The 20458-nt window shown below is 65.8% G+C and carries 16 protein-coding genes and 2 pseudogenes; all 18 read left to right on the forward strand.

Features of this window, described 5'->3' with window-relative positions:
• The first annotated feature begins 1 nt into the window (after window position 1).
• The 18 genes and pseudogenes from HMPREF9336_RS07535 (at window position 2) to HMPREF9336_RS07625 (ending at window position 20415) form a co-directional block, all read left to right on the forward strand.
• Window positions 2-1024: a 3-isopropylmalate dehydrogenase gene (locus tag HMPREF9336_RS07535; protein ID WP_040585237.1), complete on the forward strand. Its 1023-nt coding sequence runs from the start codon at window positions 2-4 to the stop codon at window positions 1022-1024.
• A 454-nt stretch (window positions 1025-1478) separates the two neighbouring features.
• A complete protein-coding gene (locus HMPREF9336_RS18960; RefSeq protein WP_021030300.1) occupies window positions 1479-1814 on the forward strand; it encodes a hypothetical protein in 336 nt (111 codons plus the stop codon).
• A gap of 31 nt (window positions 1815-1845) precedes the next feature.
• Window positions 1846-3420: pseudogene (locus HMPREF9336_RS17870) on the forward strand (AMP-binding protein); the annotation flags it as partial.
• A 31-nt stretch (window positions 3421-3451) separates the two neighbouring features.
• A pseudogene (locus tag HMPREF9336_RS18790) lies at window positions 3452-4393 on the forward strand (FAD-dependent oxidoreductase); the annotation flags it as partial.
• 198 nt (window positions 4394-4591) lie between these two features.
• Complete coding sequence (locus tag HMPREF9336_RS18675) at window positions 4592-6508, forward strand: FAD/NAD(P)-binding protein (RefSeq protein WP_040585238.1); 1917 nt, start codon at window positions 4592-4594, stop codon at window positions 6506-6508.
• Window positions 6508-7869, forward strand: coding sequence for a nitrosuccinate lyase (locus HMPREF9336_RS07565; RefSeq protein ID WP_021030303.1), 1362 nt, complete (start codon window positions 6508-6510; stop codon window positions 7867-7869). Before HMPREF9336_RS18675 ends, HMPREF9336_RS07565 begins: the two co-directional genes overlap by 1 nt.
• Before the next feature lie 31 nt (window positions 7870-7900).
• Window positions 7901-9877, forward strand: coding sequence for a helix-turn-helix domain-containing protein (locus HMPREF9336_RS07570; RefSeq protein WP_021030304.1), 1977 nt, complete (start codon window positions 7901-7903; stop codon window positions 9875-9877).
• Between the two features lie 176 nt (window positions 9878-10053).
• Entirely contained in the window at window positions 10054-10458 is a 405-nt protein-coding gene (locus HMPREF9336_RS07575) for a hypothetical protein (protein ID WP_007470569.1), read from the forward strand.
• A 115-nt stretch (window positions 10459-10573) separates the two neighbouring features.
• Entirely contained in the window at window positions 10574-11416 is an 843-nt protein-coding gene (locus tag HMPREF9336_RS07580; protein WP_007470570.1) for an MlaE family ABC transporter permease, read from the forward strand.
• Window position 11417: 1 nt separating this feature from the next.
• Window positions 11418-12290: an MlaE family ABC transporter permease gene (locus tag HMPREF9336_RS07585; RefSeq protein WP_007470571.1), complete on the forward strand. Its 873-nt coding sequence runs from the start codon at window positions 11418-11420 to the stop codon at window positions 12288-12290.
• Window positions 12291-12294: 4 nt separating this feature from the next.
• A complete protein-coding gene (locus HMPREF9336_RS07590) occupies window positions 12295-13518 on the forward strand; it encodes an MlaD family protein (RefSeq protein ID WP_007470573.1) in 1224 nt (407 codons plus the stop codon).
• Window positions 13515-14603 carry an MCE family protein gene (locus HMPREF9336_RS07595; protein WP_021030306.1) on the forward strand — a complete coding sequence of 363 codons (1089 nt, stop codon included), beginning with the start codon at window positions 13515-13517 and terminating at the stop codon, window positions 14601-14603. Before HMPREF9336_RS07590 ends, HMPREF9336_RS07595 begins: the two co-directional genes overlap by 4 nt.
• Window positions 14600-15643, forward strand: coding sequence for an MlaD family protein (locus HMPREF9336_RS07600; protein ID WP_007470579.1), 1044 nt, complete (start codon window positions 14600-14602; stop codon window positions 15641-15643). The genes HMPREF9336_RS07595 and HMPREF9336_RS07600 overlap by 4 nt, the downstream gene beginning before the upstream one ends.
• Window positions 15643-16770, forward strand: a complete 1128-nt coding sequence (locus HMPREF9336_RS07605) for an MlaD family protein (RefSeq protein ID WP_007470581.1) — start codon at window positions 15643-15645, stop codon at window positions 16768-16770. The genes HMPREF9336_RS07600 and HMPREF9336_RS07605 overlap by 1 nt, the downstream gene beginning before the upstream one ends.
• Window positions 16770-17816, forward strand: a complete 1047-nt coding sequence (locus HMPREF9336_RS07610; RefSeq protein WP_007470583.1) for an MlaD family protein — start codon at window positions 16770-16772, stop codon at window positions 17814-17816. Before HMPREF9336_RS07605 ends, HMPREF9336_RS07610 begins: the two co-directional genes overlap by 1 nt.
• A 13-nt stretch (window positions 17817-17829) precedes the next feature.
• Window positions 17830-18780 carry an Mce/MlaD family protein gene (locus HMPREF9336_RS07615; RefSeq protein WP_021030307.1) on the forward strand — a complete coding sequence of 317 codons (951 nt, stop codon included), beginning with the start codon at window positions 17830-17832 and terminating at the stop codon, window positions 18778-18780.
• A 51-nt stretch (window positions 18781-18831) separates the two neighbouring features.
• Window positions 18832-19740 (forward strand): hypothetical protein, encoded by a 909-nt coding sequence (locus HMPREF9336_RS07620; protein WP_007470587.1) that lies wholly within the window; start codon window positions 18832-18834, stop codon window positions 19738-19740.
• A 27-nt stretch (window positions 19741-19767) separates the two neighbouring features.
• Window positions 19768-20415, forward strand: a complete 648-nt coding sequence (locus HMPREF9336_RS07625; RefSeq protein ID WP_007470588.1) for an SRPBCC family protein — start codon at window positions 19768-19770, stop codon at window positions 20413-20415.
• Window positions 20416-20458: the final 43 nt, after the last annotated feature.

The following is a 20458-nucleotide window of genomic DNA, read 5'->3' on the forward strand; positions in this document are numbered from 1 at the left end:
GTTGAAACTCGGCGTGATCCCCGGCGACGGGATCGGCCCCGAGGTGATCGGCCAAGCCCTCCGCGTGCTCGAGGCGGTGCTCCCCGGCGTCGAGACGACGACGTACGACCTCGGCGCTGGCCGGTACCTCGCCACTGGCGAGGTGCTGCCCGACTCGGTGCTCGAAGCGCTCAAAGCGCAGGACGTCCTGCTGCTCGGCGCGGTGGGGGCCGATCCTCGCGACAAGCAGATCCCCAGCGGGCTCTTAGAGCGCGGCCTCCTGCTCAAACTGCGCTTCGCGTTCGACCACTACGTGAACCTGCGCCCGGCGCGCAGCTTCCCCGGCGTGCCGTCGCCGCTCGCGGGCGACCCGGAGATCGACTTCGTCGTGGTCCGCGAGGGGACCGAGGGGCCGTACGCCGGCGTCGGCGGCACGATCCGCGAAGGCACCGCGCACGAGGTTGCCACCGAGGTGAGCGTCAACACCGCCTACGGCGTGGAGCGCGTGGTCCGCGAGGGCTTCCGCCAGGCGCAGTCGCGGCGCAAGAAACTCACCCTCGTGCACAAGACGAACGTGCTCAGCAACGCGGGCTCGCTGTGGTCCCGGCTCGTCGCCGAGGTCGGGGCGGAATACCCCGAGGTCGAGGTCGGCTACCAGCACGTGGACGCGACCACGATCCATCTCGTGGCGAACCCCGGCCAATTCGACGTGATCGTCACGGACAACTTGTTCGGAGACATCATCACCGACCTCGCCGCGGCGGTCACCGGAGGCATCGGCATCGCCGCGAGCGGGAACATCAACGCCTCGGGCGCGTTCCCCAGCATGTTCGAGCCGGTGCACGGCAGCGCGCCGGACATCGCGGGCACGGACAAAGCCGATCCGACCGCCGCTGTGCTTTCCGTCGCGCTGCTGCTCGACCACGTCGGCGAGTCCTCGGCTGCTGAGCGAGTGCGCCGCGCCGTGGCCCAGCACCTTGCCGGCCGGCCTGCGGGCCTCGGCACGGTGGCGACCGGAGACCGGATCCTAGGCCTGCTGGGCTGACCTGTCCGTCGGGGCCTCCTCGTCCGGGCGAAGCTCGGACCACCTCTGGCGGCCTTCCGATGTGGTGCGCGGCCACATTCCGGCGAGCCGCTGCTTCCAAGGACTTGACGAATCTCCTGACCACCTGACGAATCGATTCGCGGAGCCTCGGATTCGCCGGTCGGTTTCGTCAGGCTGGGCGTATGAGCCCTTCACGCAACGACATCGCACATAACGAGGCCGCCCCCGCCCACGTCGGCGCGCCGTCTCGTCGGCCGCTCTTCGAGGTCCAAGCTTCCGCGGTCGTCGCCGCGGAGCCGCAGGCGCTCTACGCGCTCGTGAGCGATTTGCCCGCGAGCGGGCGGTGGAGCCCGGAATGCCGGGGCGGCGAGTGGATCGGCGAGCCCGCGCAGGTCGGCTCCGTCTTCCGAGGCGCGAACGAACGCGGTGCGGGGTCGTCGCCTGGGCTCCGGTCGTGCGCGGCGGATGGCAGACCGAGGCCGAGATCATCGCGGCCGAGCCAGGAGCCGCGTTCTCGTGGTCGATGCGGGACAAAGCGGGCCGCAAGCAGGACAGCGTCTGGAGCTGGTTCCTCGAGGCGCATCCCGAGGGCGCGAAGCTCACCCATCATTTCCGGATGGGGGAGCCCACCGAGGGGATCAAGGGCATCGTCTCCGGGATGACCGAGGCTGAGCAAGAGCAGTTCTTCCTGGACTGGGGGCTGAAGCTGCAGGGGGATCTGAACGCAACCGTCGAGACCGTCAAACGGATCGCGGAGGCGCAGGTTCCCGACGCGTCCGAGCAGCAGTAGCAATCCGCCACAGCACCACCAGGAGACCGCAATGATTTTGCAGCGCATCGGCAACCGGGGGATCAACCTCGGGACTTTCTTCGACCGGGCGGCGGCCGCGCACCCGTCGAACACTATCGCGTTCGACCATGATCTGCCGCTCGCGCCGCAGCTCGGCCGCCAGGCGACGGTCGTCCAGGCCGCCGACGCGGTCGCGCGGATCGCCGACCAGCTCCGGGCCGTGGGCGTCGGCCCGGGGGACAAGGCGGTCGTGCACAAATCGAACGCCTTCGACGTCACGCTCGCGGCGTGCGCGATCGTGCGGGCAGGGGCGACCCCGATCCTGCTCTCTCCGAAGCTGGACGGCGAGACGGTCAAGGCGCTCTTGCGCAGGATCTCGACCGCGCGCTTCCCTGGGTTGAGCCCGGATCTGCCGGTGCTGCTCACCGACGCCGCGAAGCTGACGGGCGAGCTCGAAGGCGATGAAGTTTTCGCGCTCGCAAAAGCCGTGCTCGTCCCCAGCGGCCCCCACCCGAGGGCCATCGCGCTCCTCGACCAGGCCGTCCCGGCGGAGCGCGGCGCGGCGGAGGCGTTCGGATTGCACCAGCCCACGCTGGTCACCCACACCTCCGGCACGACGGGACTGCCGAAGCTCGCGGTGCACACCAACTTCACGCTGCAAGCCCGTTTCCGGCCCCAGTTCTGGGCGACTCGGCTCGTGCCCGCCCGCCAGCCGTTGGTCATGCATGTCTCCTTCGTGCACTCGCGGCTGTTCACCTTCGTCCCCATCTCGCTCTTGCGCGGCTTCCCGCTCGTCGTCCTCGCCGACGACGACCCGAAGGCCGCCGCCGAGCTCTTCCTCGCGCACAGGCCGGTCGGGCTCGAAGCGCATCCGAACACCTTCATGCTGTGGGAGGAGCTGGCAGACGACCCGCGCAAGCCTTTGTCGAGCGTGAAGTACTACAGCTCCACCTTCGACGCGATCCATCCCCGAACGGTCCGCCGCCTGCTCGGAGCCTCCGCGCATAAGCGTCCGTTGTTCGTGCAGCTCTACGGGCAGAGCGAGATCGGGCCGAGCGTCTTCTCCTGGTTCACCAAGAAGAGCGTTTCGGAGGACGGCGGGCGGTTCGTCGGCTTCCCCTTCCCTGGCATGACCGACTCTCGCGTGGTGGCAAGGGGCGGGCGCAAACCGACGAAAGAGAACCCCGGTTTCATCGAGATCCGCAGCGACGGCAGGGTCAAGACGTATCTCGGCGAAGACGAGCGCTACGACAAGCAAGTGTCGCCGGACGGCTGGTGGCGGATGGGCGACGTCGGCTACAAGGACCAACGGGGCGCGCTGTACTTGCTCGACCGCGAAGTGGACCTGATCGAAGGATTCGGCTCAACGCTGGAGGCCGAGGACAAGCTTTTCGCGCTCTTCGACGAGCTCACCGAGGTGATCATCGTGCCGGGCCCGTCCGGCAAGGCGCTGCCGGTGGTCTGCACCAAGGACGACCGACCGCTGGACGCTCGCCGCTGGGAGCTGGCCGTGCGGTCCCTGCCGCCGATGGACCCGCCTTTGCACTGCAAGCTCGAAGAGCTGCCGCAGACCGCGACCACCAAGATCAAGCGCTTAGAGCTCGCTCGCGCATTGGCGGACAGGGGGTGTGACCGGCATGAGCAAAGTGGTGGTCGTCGGAGGCGGCATCGGCGGCCTCGCCGCCGCCCTCGCGCTCGCGGGGAAAGGACACGACGTCGTCGTCCTCGAACGAGCGCGGGAGTTCCGCGAGCTCGGCGCGGGCATCCAGATCGCGCCGAACGGGATGGCCGCCCTGCAGCGGCTCGGACTTGGCGAGGAGGTCGCCGGGCTCGCGGTCGGCGTGGAGGCGTTGCGGTTCTTCAACGCGGCCAAAGGGACCTTGGTCGCCGAGATGCCGCTCGGAGAGGAGTACTGCGAGCTCTTCGGCAATCCTTATTCGGTGGTGCACCGAGGCGAGCTGCACCAGCTTCTCGTCCGCGCCGCGGAAAGAACTCCGAATGTCGAGCTGCGCGCGGCGAGCCCCGTCGTCGGCTACGCGCAGGACGCGCGCGGAGCGTCGGCGCTCTTGGCGGACGGGACGCAGGTCGTGGGCGAAGCGTTGATCGGCGCGGACGGGGTGCACTCCACGATCCGGGCGCAGCTGCTCGACGACGGGCCGCTCACGGTCCGAGGCATCGTGGTCTACCGGGCGACGGTGCCGATGGCGGACGTGCCGTCCGGGCTCCGGTCGAACGCGGTGACGTGGTGGACCGGCCCAGGCTGCCACTTGGTGAACTACCCGATCGCGGGCGGCACGGTGATGAACCTCGCCGCGAGCGACGCGAACGGGACGACCGAGGTCTTCTCCGGCGAGCCTGTGGCGCGAGAGCATGTCCTCGACCGGCTCGGCGTGCTCACCGGGGACGCGCGCGCCCTCTTAGAGCACGGCAAAGACTGGCGGATGTGGACGCTGATGGACCGGGAGCCCGCCGCCCGCTGGACCGATGGCCGTGTGGTGCTGCTCGGCGACGCGGCGCATCCGATGCTGCACTACGCGGCGCAAGGGGCGTGTATGGCGTTGGAAGACGCCGTGGCGCTGGCCGACGAGTTCAATCCGGCGGACGTCGGGGTCAGCCTCGTCGCCTACAGCGAGCTTCGCAAGCCGCGCACGGCGAAAGTGGTGCTCGCGGCGCGGGAGAGCACACGGCTCTGGCATGCGGAGGAGGCCGCCGCGGAACGGCGCGACGAGGTCATGAGCGAGATGTCCGTGACCGAGCTCTTCGACCAGGTCGCGTGGATGCACGCGGGCCCGGAGCCGAGGGCGTATGAGATATGCGTGATCGGCGCGGGTCCGCGAGGACTCGCGGTCGTCGAGCGGATCTGCGCGAACGAGCGAGCCGCCCGAGGCCATTGCAGGGTCGTGGTCCACGTGGTGGACCCGTGGGCTCCCGGCGCGGGCTCGGTGTGGCGGACCGACCAGTCTGGGCACCTGCTCATGAACACCGTCGCGGCGCAGATCACGGTGTTCACCGACGAGTCGTTGCGCATCGAGGGGCCGATCGAACACGGGCCGACGCTCTACGCGTGGGCCAAGGCTTTGCCCAACCCCAACGCGGAGGCCATCGCGCTCACGGAGAACTCCTACCCCTCGCGCGCCCTGTACGGCCAGTACTTGCGGGACGCCTTCGCGCGCGTCGCGCGCGCGGCTCCGGAGCACGTCACCATCGTCACGCATCGGTCCAAAGCGGTGGCGATGGCGGACGCGCACGGCTTCGACCAAGGCCCGCAAGGGGTGCGGCTCGAAGACGGCACGCGGCTGAACTCGCTCGACGCGGTGGTCCTCGCCATCGGCCATGTCTCAACGCGGCTCTCGCCGCAGGAGGCGAAGGCCGCGTCGCTCGCCCGGATCCACGGCCTGCGCCACATCGCGCCGTCGAATCCGGCCGACGTGGACCTGAGCTTCGCGAAGCCGGGGGACCGGGTCGTGCTGCGCGGCCTCGGCTTGAACTTCTTCGACTACATGGCCCTCTTGACGACGGGCCGGGGCGGGAAGTTCTGGCGCGACGAGGAGACCGTGAAATACGAGCCCTCCGGCCAGGAGCCGATCCTGTGCGCCTCCTCCCGCCGAGGCGTGCCCTATCACGCCCGAGGGGTGAATCAAAAAGGCGCGTACGGGCGGCATACCCCGAGGCTGCTGACCCCCGAGCGGATCGCTCAGCTGCAGGATCAGGCAAGAGCAGGGAAGAAGGTCCAGTTCAAGGCGGACTTGTGGCCGCTCATCTCGCGCGAGGCGGAGAGCGTCTACTACGAGCGCGTCCTGGTCCGTCGCGGCGAGGAATCCGCCGGATTCGTCGAGCGGTATCTGCATGCCCCGCAGGAGGAGATCCCCGCGCTTTTGGAACGGTTCGACTTCGACTCCGACCAGCGGTTCAGCTGGGAGCGGCTGCAACGGCCTTGGGGGTCGCGGGAGTTCGCGGACAAATCGGACTTCACCGCCTGGGTGCTCGAGCATTTGCGCGCGGACGTGCGGCACGCGAAAGCGGGCAATGTCGACGGCCCGCTCAAGGCGGCGCTCGACGTGCTCCGCGATCTGCGCAACGAGATCCGGCTGGTCGTCGACCACGGCGGGTTGGACGGCGAGTCGTACCGCAAAGACCTCGAAGGCTGGTACACGCCGTTGAACGCTTTCCTCTCCATCGGCCCGCCGGTGAGCAGGATCGAGGAGCTGATCGCCCTGGTCGAGGCGGGAGTGGTGGAGCTGCTCGGCCCCGGCATGCGCGTCGCCTTCGACACGGCGGAGCCCGCCGTGGTCGCCGAATCGCCGTTCGTCCCCGGATCGGTGGTGCGGGCGAAAACGCTGGTCGAGGCGCGTCTGCAAGAGCCCGACCTGCGGCGCGCCGACGACCCGTTGCTCCGCTTCCTGCTCGACACCGGGCAGTGCAGGCCGTATGAGATCGCCTCCGAGGACGGCCGGAGTTACCAGACCGGCGGGCTTGCGGTCACCGAACGCCCGTATTTGATCGTCCGGGCCGACGGCACGGCGCATCCGAGGCGGTTCGCGTACGGGGTTCCGACCGAATCCGTGCACTGGGTCACCGCCGCCGGGGCCCGGCCCGGAGTCGGATCGGTGACCTTGGAGGACGCGGACGCCATTGCGCGGGCCGCGCTGGGGTTGGCTCCGGCCGCGCAGTGCAACCGGGAAGTGGAGGTGTGATGGCCGAGCAGCTCGACGTCGGCCTGCTCTCCCCGGTGCGGGCGGGGACCGCGGTCGAGGAGGCGACCGGCGATCAGGCGTGGTTGGCGGCGATGCTCGCGGCGGAGGCGGCGCTCGTGGCCGCGCAGGCGGATCTCGGAACGGTGCCGCAGCACGTGGCCGAGACGATCGCGAAAGCGGCGCGCGCGGGCGGAATCGACGCGCGGACAGTGGCGCTCGCCGCGAGGGAGAACGCGAACCCGGTGGTCGCGCTCGTCGCCGCGTTCACCGCCGTGGTGGCCGAGTTCGACCCCATGGCCGCGGACTACGTGCACCGGGGTTCGACCAGCCAAGACGTCTTCGACACTGGAGCCATGCTGGTGGCGAAGCGGGCATTGGAGCTCATCAGGGAGGACATTGAGGACACGCTGCGGCATTTAGAGGAATTGGCCGAACGGCATCGGGACACGCCGATGGCCGGGCGGACCCTCGCCTTGCAGGCGACGCCGACGACGTTCGGCCTGAAGGCGGCGGGATGGCGCGAGATCCTGCTCCAGGCCGCGAGCCAAATAGACGAGCTCCTAGAAGACGGTCTGCCGGTGTCGCTGGGGGGAGCGGCGGGGACGATGGCCGGATATTTGGAATACGCGAGGATCGACGGCGGCCACGAGATCGGCCAGGAGGAGCTGGTGGCCGCCTTCGCGCGACGCACGGGGCTCGCGCCGGCCCGGTTGCCGTGGCACAGCCTTCGGGGGCCGATCGCGAGGATCGGCCAGACGCTCGCGTTCACCGCAGGGGCTCTCGGCAAGATCGCTGTGGACGTGCTCGTGCTCGTCCGGTCGGAGATCGGCGAGGTCGCCGAGCCATCGAAAGAGGGCAGGGGCGCTTCCTCCGCGATGCCGCACAAACGCAATCCGGTGCTCGCGACGATGATTCGCTCAGCGGCATTGCAATTGCCCGCGCTCGCGAGCGTGCTGCAACAAGCGCTGCTCTCCGAGGACGAGCGGGCGGGCGGCGTATGGCAGTCCGAGTGGTCGGCGCTGCGCGATTGCTTGCGGCTCGCGGGCGGTGCGGCGGCCACCGCCGCAGAGCTGGCGCGGGGGTTGGTGGTGGACGAGTCAAGGATGCGGCGCAACCTCGAGCTGGGCGGGGCGCAGCTCGCCACGGAACGTCTCGCCGCAAGGCTCGCTCCGAGCCTTGGCAAAGCTCGGGCGAAAACATTCGTGACGAAGCTTTCCGGCGAGGCGGCGGCGACCGGAACCCCCCTCGTCCTTCTCGCCGCCGAGCGCTGTGATTTAGAATACACCGAGGTCGCGGCGCTGCTCGATCCTACGACGTATTTAGGGGCTGCTTCGGATTTAGTGGTGCGCGCCATCTCTTGACGGACCGGTGCGAGCCGGATACATTCGCGACATGGCTCTCGCCGATGCGCAGGACGCGGGTGTCACCGGACTCGCTGTCGGTGGCTCGATCGTCGGCCCCGGCAGACCGCCGGTCGCCGAAGGCGTGGCCGGTGTGCTCGATCTGCTCGCGGAGTATGGCGCGGTCGAGGAGTTCGAGAACCGGCTCGTCGAGCTCAGGGAAACCGTCAAGACGGACCAATGGGAGCGCGTGCAGCAGCAAGGTCTGCGGATCTTCAAGCTGATCGACGGCATGAGCCAAGAGAAGGCCCGTTCGTCCGCCCTTTCGGCCATTATGGTCGAGCTGCAACAATGCGAGTCCGCCGCGACCGCGCTGCGCGCGCTGGTCAAGCAGGCCCGGTTGCTCCTGAACGCGGATTTCGCCTTTGTCAGCGTCGTCGACGAGGCGAACAGCGTCCACATCATCGAAGTGATCGACGGAACGGTCACGGCGCTGACGGCTGGGCTGGTGATGCCGTGGGACGGCAAGCACGGATTGATCAGCCTGTACCGGCCCGGCTACGGGCCGGTGTACAGCACGGACTACAACCGGGATCCCCGGTTCCTCCGGGCCTCCGCCGCGACGTCGGCGTTCGCCGCGGAAGAGGTCCGCAGCCTGATGGTCATGCCGATGACCAGGGGAGCGACCAACCACGGCAATCTTTTCGTCGGCTCCCGTTCGCCGCGCCAATTCCGGGGCGAGGACCGCGCGCTGTTCAACAGCCTCTGCGTGTTCGCCGGCCCATGTCTTGGCAAGCTCGTCGAGCTGGAGAAAAGCGCAGTGGCCTCGGTGGACGTGCGGCAGCGGCTCGCCGAGGTGGTCGCCGAGCGAGACGCGTACGTGGCGAGCATGCGGTGGGCTTCGCAGCTCCTCGAGGAGGGGTTGCTCCTGCACGACCTCGACGCGCTCGCGCGGCGGGTGGGCGAGGACTTCGGGGTCGCGGTGCGTTTGGCGACTCCCGACGGGACGACGATGGGCTCGTACCGCTGGTTGGACTCCGAGGAGGAGGAGACGGGCGTGGTCCACGACGCGACCACGTTGGAGAGCGGCACATTGGTGTCGCCGCTGACCATCGGCGACGACTATCTGGGGACGATGACGCTCTCCCCGCTCGGCAGAGAGTCGCTCGACGTCCCCCGGGTGCGGCTGGAGTCGGTGGTGCGGACCGCGACGGTCGTCATGCACTTGCAGTCCCACGGCCCAGCGTTCTCCGTGGCGCGGTTGCAGGACGATCTGCTCGACGACGTGATCGACCGCCGCCAGGACGAGCGTCTGCTCGGTTTGCAGGCCAGGCGGCTCGGCCTCAACTTGGGCAAGCCGCATGTGCTGGTTCTGGCGCGGCCGGAGCGCGGCGGGCTGGAACGAGTCGCGCTGTGGTCCTCCTCGTACATCCGGCGCATGGGCGGGCTGCGCACGACTCGCGAGGAGTACGTGGTGCTCCTCGCGCCGGGGGAAGACCCGGGGGCGGCCGCGCGTGTGGTGTGGGAGGAGCTGAGCAAGCATTTGAAGGCCCCGGTCACTGTGTCGAGCGCGGGGCCGGCCGAATCGGTGGAGGCGGTGTCGCAGCGGTACAAGGAGGCGCAGCGCTGCCTTGAGGCGATGAGCGCGCTCGGCGCGACCGGCACGGCCTCAGGGGCCGACGAGCTCGGTTTCCTCGGGATGCTCCTGTCGGAGCGCCAAGACGTCGAGGGGTTCACCCGGCGGATGCTCGGCCCGATCATCGAATACGACCAAGAGCGCTCCACCGAGCTGCTGCACACGCTCGACGTCTATTTCAGCGTCGGGATGAGCCCGACTCGTGCGGCCAAGCAACTGCACACGCACACCAATACGGTCGTGCGCAGGTTGGAGCGGGTAAACGAGCTGCTCGGCGATGGCTGGCAGGACACGGGCCGGCTGCTGGACGTGCAGCTGGCGCTCAAGCTTTGGAAGGTCCGGACCACACTGCTGGCGCGCAAAGCGGACGGGCCGCAGCCTGCGGGGGAGTGAGATCCGGAACGCCTCGGCGTATAACAATGTCTTTCCCGCGACCGCGTCCCTTGAACGTGACACGGAGCACATAGTATGCTTTGCGGGTCCACGAGAAACACACGAGCGATTCGAGGGAGAGGATGCAAGCCCATTTGCGAAGCGCTGCCGCCGTTATAACGGCGTTGTCAGCCAGCTTGACGGTCCCGTGCCCTCAGGCCGCCGCCGCCCCGGAACCAGACCTCACGCTCGATTGGGCTCCGGACAACCACTGCGAGACCTTCTACGCCCCGATCCGGGTCGTCAACGGCTTCTTGGAGTGGGGGGCCAAGCAAACGTGCCGGGGCGCCTCTGTCTTCTCGCAGTACTTGCGAGTGGAGCTGCATCGCGAGCTGTACCTCTCCGGAGCCTTCTACAACGTCGACGTCGAGAACAGCGCGCTCGAGCAACGGTTCAGCAAGACATCCGTGTTCGACCAGACCAGACGGTGCAAGAGCGAGGCGGTGCGCACCTATCACATGCTCGTGTGGGCCTTCGCGGACGACGAGCGCCAGCGCACGTACGGCGAGTCTGAAACAGTGGACTTGCCATGCGAACTGTGACCTCGAAAAGGCCAGGCGCGCCCAGGATGACTGTGGGACAACGCACTGGTAACGTTTTGGCCGTGACAGCGCCCACAAGCCTTCGGACCCGATTCGGAAGTAGGGGCGCGCGACGATGACGACGACGCAGAAAGCCGACCGGACCTCGGTGGTGGAGCGCCTGGTCGCTTACCTCTTCGACACCGTGCTCACCAGTTTGCGCACGCTTGGCAGATGGTTCATGCTCGCTTTCGGGGCCTTCCGCTTCTTGGTCGTGGACACGATTCGGCTGCGGCATCCCTGGAAAGAGACGATCCACCAGTGCTGGTTCATCACCAGCGTCACGGCGGTGCCGGCGCTGCTGGTCTCGGTGCCCTTCGGCATCATCGTCATGGTCCAGGTCGGGAACCTCACCCAGCAGATCGGCGCGGCTTCGCTCACCGGCGCGGCGGGCGGGCTGGGCGTCATCCGGCAAGGGGCCCCCATCGTCGCGGCCCTCTTACTCGGCGGCGCGGCCGGTTCGGCCATCGCGGCGGACCTCGGGGCCCGGACGATCCGCGAGGAGATCGACGCAATGCGGGTGATCGGCATCAACCCGACGCAACGCCTGGTCGCGCCGAGGCTCGCCGCCATGCTTTTCGTCTCGCCGATGCTGTGCGTCTTCATCGTGTTCATCACAATGACGGCGGGGTACCTCCTCGCGGTGATGTTCCAGGACGTGACGCCGGGAAGCTATCTCGCCTCATTCGGGGCCTTCGCGAAGCTCTCCGACATCTACGTCGCGATCGGCAAGTCGGTCTTTTTCGGCATCGTCGTGGTCATCGTGGCCTGCCAACGAGGACTTGAGACCAAGTTCGGCCCTCGTGGGGTGGCCGAGTCGGTGAACGCGTCCGTGGTGTTGGGGGTGCTCGCCACCTTCGTGCTCAACGTCGTGGTCACGCAGATTGTCGGACTCTTTATCCCGGAACAGGTGTTCTAAGATGACAGCCCCCGCGAGGTACTATCCGCCGATCGTCGCCCCGTTGGTGCGCGGAGTCAAAGCCGTCGTCGGCATCCCGCTCGGGTTTTTCGAGCGGATGGGCCACGTGCTCACCTTCTTCGGGCTGGTGCTCGGAGCCGTCCCGCACACGTTCCGCGCGTACGGGCGCCAGATCCGAGAGACCCTCATCGACCTCACGTGGGGCAACGGGCGCATCATCGTCGGCGGCGGGACGTTGTCGGTGCTCGCCGTGCTCGGCCTGTCGATCGGCGGAGTCATCGGCCTCGAAGCGTACAACGCCTTGTCCATCGTCAACCTCGGCCCGCTCACCGGGTTCATCTCCGCGTACGGAATGACCAGGGAGTTCGGCCCGCTGGCCGCGGCGCTTGGCTTCGCCGCCCAGGCCGGCTGCCGCATCACCGCCGAGGTCGGAGCCATGCGGATCGCGGAGGAGATCGACGCCTTGGAGGCCACGGGCATCCGGTCCATCCCCTTCGTCGTCACCACGCGGGTGATCGCCGGCATCGCCGTCATCCTCCCGGTGTACCTCTTGACCCTGATCCTCGGCTACGAGGCGTGCTCCCTGGTCGTGAACCTGCTGAACAACCAGTCCGCTGGCACCTACAACTACTACTTCATGCGCTTCCTCGTCCCCCAAGACGTGGTGCTCTCCCTGATCAAGACCGCGATCTTCATCGTCGTCGTGGTCATCGTCCACGGCTACCAGGGCTACTACGCCTCGGGCGGGCCGGAGGGCGTCGGCCTCGCGTCGGGCCGGGCGATCCGGTCCAGCATTGTCATCGTCGTCATTTTGAATATGCTGCTGACCCTGTTGTTCTGGGGTCGGAACACTGGTGTGAGGATATCGGGATAGCGCTATGGCAGTCTTTCAAGATCTCTCCGGACGAGCGGCGGGACGGTCCGCGCTCCAGTTGCGCGGCGTCGCGATCACGCTGGTCCTCTCGCTCGTGGGCATCGTCTTGTACTTGTACGGCAACGGCGCGTTCACCCCGTCCTTCAAACTCCAGGTCGAGTCGGCCAGCGTCGGCGAGGGCTTGTCCGTCGGCGCGGACGTGAAGTACCGAGGCCTGCAGATCGGCAAGGTGGAAGGCATCGACACGAAAGATGTGAACCACCAGATCATCCGGCTTTCGCTCGACGCGAACCAGGCGCGCGGATTGCGAGGGATCACGAGCGCGAAATACCAGGCGAGCAACGTCTTCGGCGCTCCCGCCATCGAGCTGTTGTCGGGCAACGACAACACGCCCCTGAAAGAGGGCGACACGGTCAAGATCGCCTCCGAGGGCAGGGTCGCCTCGATCACCAGCTCGTTGCGGCAAATCGCGTCGCTGACCACATTGCTGGGCACCGAGAAAGTGCAGCGTCTGCTGCGCCTGGTGACGCAGAACGGCGATATCCTCGCCAGCACGCTGAAAGCGAGCTTCAGCCTTGGCAAGCTCTACGCGGACAACCTGCGCAAGCGCATCATCAACCAGATCCAAGACATCACGCCGATCGCCAACGGGTTCGGCGCGGTGCTCGGCCCGGCCATCCGGGAGCTTGAGACGCTGTACGACCACTCGGAATTCTTGGCCCATCCGGAGAGCCGGGACGCCACCGTCGAGGCGCTGCTCAACCACAGGGTGATGGTCTTCGACGAACTCGGAGAGGTGCTCGACCGGACGAAGAGCCAAGGCGTGGACAGCATTGGTTTCTTGCTCGACATCGGGCATCCGCTGCTGATGTCGGCGGGTTCGGCAGCCTCGGCGTGGGGGAACTTGGAGACGTTCCTCAACCGGGTCGAAGACACCATGCCGACGATCGACGGGAAAGTCAAGCTCCGTCTGGAAGTCCTCCTTCCCGCTTCTCGCGCGCTGCCACAGGACGAGGAGCCGGAGGCGCGGGGTCAGAGCCAGAAACAGCTCACGCCGGAGCAGCAGCAGCAGGTCCAGGCATTGCAGGCGCAGATCCTGGGCAGAGCGCCGCAGCAGCAGGCGGCGCAGGCTCCGCAGCAGCAGCAGGAGCAGCAGGCTCCGCAACAACAAGCAGGAAGCGACTTCGCCACGATCCCGACTCAGCGACAAGAAGGAGGCCCGCGATGAAAGTAGGGCTGGATCTCCTGAAATTCATAGCCTTCGGACTGGTCGTCTTCGTCTGCGGTTCGATCATTTTCCGCGTCCTCACCAGCCCGATCAAAGGGGAGACGGACCGATACACAGCCGTTTTCAATGATGTGTCGAGCCTGCGGGAGAACAGCGACGTCCGAATGTCCGGAGTGCTCGTCGGCAAGGTGCAGCAAGTGGAGCCGGTGGTGGACGGGGCGGACCCGGACAACCGCGACGCGGCGCACGCGCATGTCGTGTTCACGTTGGAGAAGAAGTACTCGATCTACCGCAACACGAGGCTCGCGGTCCGTTATGAGAACCTCCTCGGCGTCCGCTATTTGGAGATCATCCCGCCCGAGCAGCCGGGATCGCAGAGGCTGTCGCCCGGATCGGTCATCCGGTTGGACCAGACAGTTTCCTCGTTCGACGTCTCGACGCTGTTCAACGGGTTGAAGCCTATTTTCGACGAGGTCGACCCGGCGAACCTCAACAAATTCACCGAAGACATCCTGGTCCTCATGCAGGGCGACACCACGAATCTCGGCGAAGTCCTCGGCGAGATCAAGACGCTCTCGCTCTTCGCGGAGAGCCGGGACGAGCTGTTCAAGGCCATCTTCGACCAGGTCGGAAAAATCTCCGAAGTGCTGCCCGGCAAGGCGCATATGATCCTCGACCTTTTGAAGCAGTTCAGCGGCTTGTTCCTCGGGTTCGCCGAACAGAGCGACGTGCTCGACAAAACGATCGACATGACACTGCGCGCGGAGCATACGCTGCTGCCGCTGCTCTCTGAGCTTGAGGCCTCCTACGACGAGCTTTACGGCCCGGTGGACGCCTTCCTATTCCGAGTGCTGCCGCAGCTCGGACCGATCGCGAACATGTTCGCGATCGCGCCGGAGCTGATCCCTGCGCCGTACGAGTCCTCGCAAGTCGGCACCGACCACCAGGCGAGGCTCGTGAGCTTGCTCGTCGGCAAGTACCAGGACAATCCCGCTGAGAACAAGACGGCGATTTGCAAGCCAAAGACGATCGTGAGCCCGTTGGGCACGATGGTCTTCTCGGGCAATGTGGAGGATTGCGCGTGAGCATTATTGGCAGGGTCCGCAGCGAAGAGGCCGAACGCAGGCTGCAGCTTCTTTTCGGCGTCTTCTCCGCGTTCATCGTCTCCGTCATTCTGGCGGGCACTGCGATCATCTACTTCTTCCCATTCGGCGAGAAGCCGTACAGCGTGCGGCAATACGTCACCGGCGGGCTCAAACCGGGCGACTCGGTGCGCTTGGCGGGCATCGACATCGGCCAAGTGAAAAGCGTGGGCCTTGAAGGCGACCATGTGCTGGTGAAGTTCAACATCCGCGACGACATCCGGGTGGGCGACCAGTCCGGCACGGAGGTCAAACTCCTCACCCCAGTGGGCGGGCACTTCCTCGAGCTCAAGCTCAAAGGCAAAGAGCCGCTCGGCGACAAGCCGATCCCGGTCGAGCGCAGCCACAGCCCGTTCGACGAGTTCGGCGACCACAAGCCGCAGGACCCGTTCGCGGAGCGCAAGCCGTGGGAGATCCTCGACACGGTCGGCGCGGCAACTGAACAGTTCAAACAGGTCAACGTGGGCAATCTGCGCAAGATCCTCGACATCTTGACGAAAGCTCTGGACAGCCAGCCGGATGTTATCCGTGTCACGCTCGACGCGTTCGCGAAGGTCATCGACACGCTTGTCTCGCGCGAAGACCAGCTCAGGCAGGCCGTCGGCGTGGTCCACGAGTACCTCAAAGAGTTCGGGATGGAAAAGGACATGCTGCGCGAGACTTTGAACCGGCTCGCACGTCTGTCTGTGGCGTTCAACAAATGGAAGGCTGATTTCCCAGAGCTCCTCGACCAGTTCAGCTGGCTGATCAAATTCCTCCAGCGGCCGACGTTCGCGGTGGAGAACCGCTTGGCCACCCCGATCGGCGATATCGAGGATCTGCTGGAGAACTTGTTCCGCCATCCGGACAACCCAATCGACACGATCAACCAGATCATCGACTCGATTTTCCGAGGTGTCGGCGTGCTCTACGACCACGAGCCGCGCCGGGTCGGCCCGGAGAACCGGAACGCCTGCATTCGGGCCGGTCGGGAGGATTGCTGATGAGATCTTTTCGCAATGCTTTCATCATGGTGCTGGCGGTCGCTGTCGTCCTGAGCCTCGGCTTCGGCGGCAACTGGCTCTACCACAAGAAGCTCTTCCCCACCCGGACGATCTGCGCGACCTTCCGCGACGGCTTCGGCCTCTACCCTGGCAACAACGTCTCGCTCCTTGGCGTGGACGTCGGGAAGGTCGTTTCGGTCGAGCCGCAGGACGATGTCGTGAAAGTGCTCTTCGAGGTGCCCAAGGACCTCGATCTGCCCGCGGATGTCAAGGCGATCACGAATGGAGCCTCGGTGGTCACCGATATGCGGGTGGAGCTGACAAAGGGGTACAAGGACGGTCCGAAGTTCACGGGCGAGCACTGCCTCGAGGCGAAGAACGGCGACACGAAGACGCCGGTGCCGCCGAGCGAGACACTCGAGACGCTCACGAACTTCGCCGACGGGCTGACCGGCAACGCCGACCCGAACCAGCCTGTCGGCCAGATCGCGACGCTGCTGCGCCGAGTGCAGGAGTCCATCTCCGGGAAGGGCCCGGAGATCAACGAGGTGTTCCGCAAATCGATGCGGCTGTTCAACACGGATGTGTTCCCCGAGCCGCTGCTTGTGGATCTGATCGAGAACACAGACTTGCTCTTGCGCGAGCTCAACACCACGAGCAAGATGGATTTGCTCACCGTCCAGGACAATATCCAAGGGCTCGTCGACTTTCTGACCGATTTCCAGATCACGTTCTCGAAGGCCATTTACGCGGACGCCCAGCTCATCACCAGCTTGAGCTACTCGGTGATTCGGCTTGAGCCGATGCTCGGAAGGTTGCTCCAGCTTTTGATGCCCGCGTTGCACCGAACGCTCTCGGCGCTCAACGACAGCATCGACATCCTGGAGCAGATTCCGACCTTGCTCAACAACTGGCAGGCGGTGCTCGACCCGCGTATCGACCCTGGCGCGCAGAGCTTCGGCCCCGTCACGCTGGACCTCGCGGTCACCGCGGCGAAAGGCACCTGCGAGTGGGTCAACACCTTCTCGCCCCGGATCGCGCCGGTCTGCCCGTTCGACATGGGCATGGGCACCACGATCGACTGGGGCCTGGTCCGGCTGGTGCTCGGCGAAGGAGGGTGGCGTTGATGACGCGTGTTGTGCGATCAATCCTGGTCGTGGTTCTCGCGCTGTCCCTCGGGGCGTGCTCGGCGCTCGAGGCGCTCGATCCGGCGAAGATTCCCGTCAGGGGGAACCATATTGAGGGCGGCTATTACGTCAAGGCCGTGTTCAAAAGCGTGCTGAACTTGCCGGATCGGGCCAAAGTGGTGTCCAACGGCGTGCGGGTCGGCATCCTGGAAGGGGTCTCCCTCGATCCAGAGACCGGCCATGTGACGGTCACGATGCATCTGAGCGAGGGCGCGCAGATCCCGCAGAACGCTTCGATCCAGCTGCGTCAGTCCACCTTGTTCGGCGACACGTTCCTTTCGGTCATCTCTCCTCCGGGCGACGCGAGCGATTTCCTGCACGACGGCAGCGTCATCGACATCGAGCACACGCTGTCCAGCGATCAGGTTGAGGATGTCTTGCAGGGCCTCTCCGATCTGGTGACCGGCGGCTCCATCCAAGACATCAACCGGCTCCAGGTGAATGCTGTCCAGCAGTTCCCGCAGGACCCGCAAGAACTCGTTCGGCTGCGCGACGTGCTGTTGAACACGATTGGCGATCTTGCGCATAACACTCCCGTGCTCGACAACCTTTTGCACAGGCTGTTGGACATTCTCACTCAGCTGGCGGACAATCGCGAGGACGTGGACAAGCTTGCGATCAACGGCCCCCAACGATTCGCCGGCGTCGGAGTCGTGATCAACGAGGTCGCGAAATTCTTCATCGCCCTGGGGCTCCCGGCGGAAGGTTTCGGCGACCTGTTCCTGCCGTACGCCAGAGATCTGCACGATATGCTCGGCGCGGGCAAGATCTTCGTGCGCGAGCTCGCCCGTTTCGACCTGACCTTCCCGTACAACCTCGATCGGCTCAAAGGCTTCTTCGCCTACTACCTGCTGCCGTACTGGATGGGCGGCGAGGAGAACGTCGAGATCGAACGCTATGTCCCCGACGGCGACCAGGAGGGCGCGACGGGGCCTATTGCGGACAACATCATCAACTCGTTGCGGCTGTTGGGAGTTCTGCGGTGAAGGAGCTTGGCAGATGAAGTTCGGCAGTAGATTCTCGCTCATCCTGCTCGTCGTGCTCTCGTTGGTCGGCGTGCTGTACCTGGGCCGGGTGGTGCTCGGCGTGGACCCGACGCAGAAGTTCGTCAGGTTCCAGGTGATCATTCCGGCCTCTGGCGGGCTGCTGGACGATTCGCCGGTGCTGATCAACGGCAGACTGGCAGGCAAAATCCACGCCATCACCGTGATACCCGAGGGCTTGAGGGTGGAGGGCAACTACGACGCGAAGTACTCGGTCTCCGCGAAGAGCAAAGTGGTGATCGCGAACCTGTCCATGGCGGGCGAGCAGTACCTCAACTTCGTGCAGCCCCCGGGCAACGAAGCTCCGTATCTGACCGACGGCGTGGTCATCAGCGACCCTCGGCAGATCCACGTCTTTCCGACGGTCGGCGACGCGCTGTCCAAAGCCAGCTCTGTGAGCAGTCAGCTCGACCCCGAGGTGCTCAACGACGTGGCGACCACGGCGGATCAGATCTTCCAGGGGCTCGATCCCGAGTTCGAGGAGCTGCGCGAGCTTATGAACCAGAACGTGCGGCTCAACGACCAACACGGGGACGAGATCGGACGTGTTTTCTCGAATATCCAGGCGACCATTGAATTGATGAAGGGCTTCGGCCCGCAGCTGCCGGTGCTCGCGCGGAAATTCGAAGCCTTGATCAATCCGACGAAAGCGCAGCTGGACGCCTTCAAAGCGTACGGCGAGGAAATGACCCCGGACAAGTGGCAGGCGCTTGAGCGGCTTGTGACGATCATCGACCGGTACCTCAGCGAAGCCATCGCGGACTCGCATCCGTTGCTCATGGCGCTCAAACCGATCTCCGCGTATTTCCGCACCACGTATTTCGACCCGGGTTCGACCATGAACGCGTTGCTGAAGATGCTGCCGCAAGACGGGGTGCCTCGCATCGTGCTCAACATGGCTGGATAATGGACGACTGACACAGCGTGAGGACGAGCACAGTGCAAGGACAAGTGAGCTATGGCGACTGAGACAGAACGAGGCTCGAAGGGCGACGACACGGCCAGCGGCTCTGCGTGGCCCAACGTGCCGCCGTCCCGGCCTGCGAAGAGCAGCAAGGCGGGGAGTTCCGCGAAAGGGGCCAAGGCCGGGAAACCGGCGAAGGACAAGCCCGCGTCTCGCGCCACGACGCTGCGCAGCAAATTGATGCTCGGGGCAGGCGACCGCAAACAGAAACGTCCGGGCGGCTCCTCGGGGGCCAAGACGGCGTTGATCGCGCTCTCCCTGCTCGGGAACGTCATCGCGCTGAGCGTGATCGGATGGTTCGTGTACGCGAAATCCCTGCCGGGCAAAGACGGTTCGATCGTCGGGTTCAAGCTCGCCGACACGAGGTCGAAAGTCCGGACGAAGGAGGAGCAGACCGCGCGCGACTACGTGTCGAACATGATGAACTTCGACTTCCATCATCTGGACTCGTTCAACGCCGCCATGAGCACCGGTATCTCGGGAGACCTGAAGAAAACCACCGGACCGGACCAGTTGAACGCGATCAAGCAGCTCTTCACCACGCTCGAGGCTGCTTCCTCGTTCCAGATCGTGGCGAGCGACCTGATCGAGGACAAGCCGGACTTCTCCGTGATCGCGGTTGCGGGCCATCAGACGTTGAGCCTGAAAGGAGACAAGACTCCGAGGTCGATGAGCACGATCATCAAAGTGACGGTGCAGAAGAAGGACCAGTCGATCTCGGCGCTTGAGTCTTTGGACGACGGCAGGAAGAACCCAGAGGACCAGGGGCCGCCCCTGTTCCCGCTCCCGAAAGACGGGTCGGCTCCGAAATCCGGTCAAGCTGGGCCGCAAGCTCCGCAGCCCAAGGCCGGGCAGCAGGGGCAGGCTCCGAAAGCGGGGCAAGCCCCGCAACAGGGCCAGTAGCGCGTCCGCGCTGAGGGCTTTCGCACGATGAAAGATATCCCCGATTTCCGGAGCTTCACGTTCTTCCAGAACATAGACCCCCAGGTCATTTTGGCTGCGGTGCTGTTTTTCATCGGAGTCTCGGTGCTGGTGGTCGTGATTCTGGCAGCGATTGCCGCGTTGGCGGCGCGCAGCGGGCCTGCCTCCTCCGGACGTTTTCTGGTGCAGCGGGTGGACGGATTGGACCTGGACCAGTACTTCGCGAAAAGAGCGACGTTCTCGACCACGGTGCGCTTGGAGCTGCCGCTCGGCCCGGAGAAGGTCTGGAAAGCGCTCTGCGACGAAGAGTTTCTTTCCTGGCTCCCGACCGTGCGAGGCCATCAGTATCGGACCGATGTGCGCGCCGTCGGCGCGCGACGCACGCTCTTGTCGGTCTTTTGCGCCTTAGAGGAGCAGTTCATCGTCGTCGAGCAGGAGAAGACGCTCGTCTACAGCGTCATCGGCGCTTCGCTGCCCGGCCTGCGGGATGCGACGGAGCGGTTCGTGCTCGAGCCGACCAAGGGGGGCGGCACGTTGCTCAAGTGGACGACGGGCTTTAGCCCGGTTCTGGTGTGGTGGCTGCCGGTCCGATGGCTCTCGCCGTTCATCCGCCCGTTCCTCAAAATCGCTTTGAGCGGCCTGCGCCACCGCGTCTAACCGAGCTATGCTGAAGGAGCTCTCGCGATGTATGAGACCATGG

This window comes from Segniliparus rugosus ATCC BAA-974, assembly GCF_000185725.2.
Lineage (GTDB): Bacteria > Actinomycetota > Actinomycetes > Mycobacteriales > Mycobacteriaceae > Segniliparus > Segniliparus rugosus.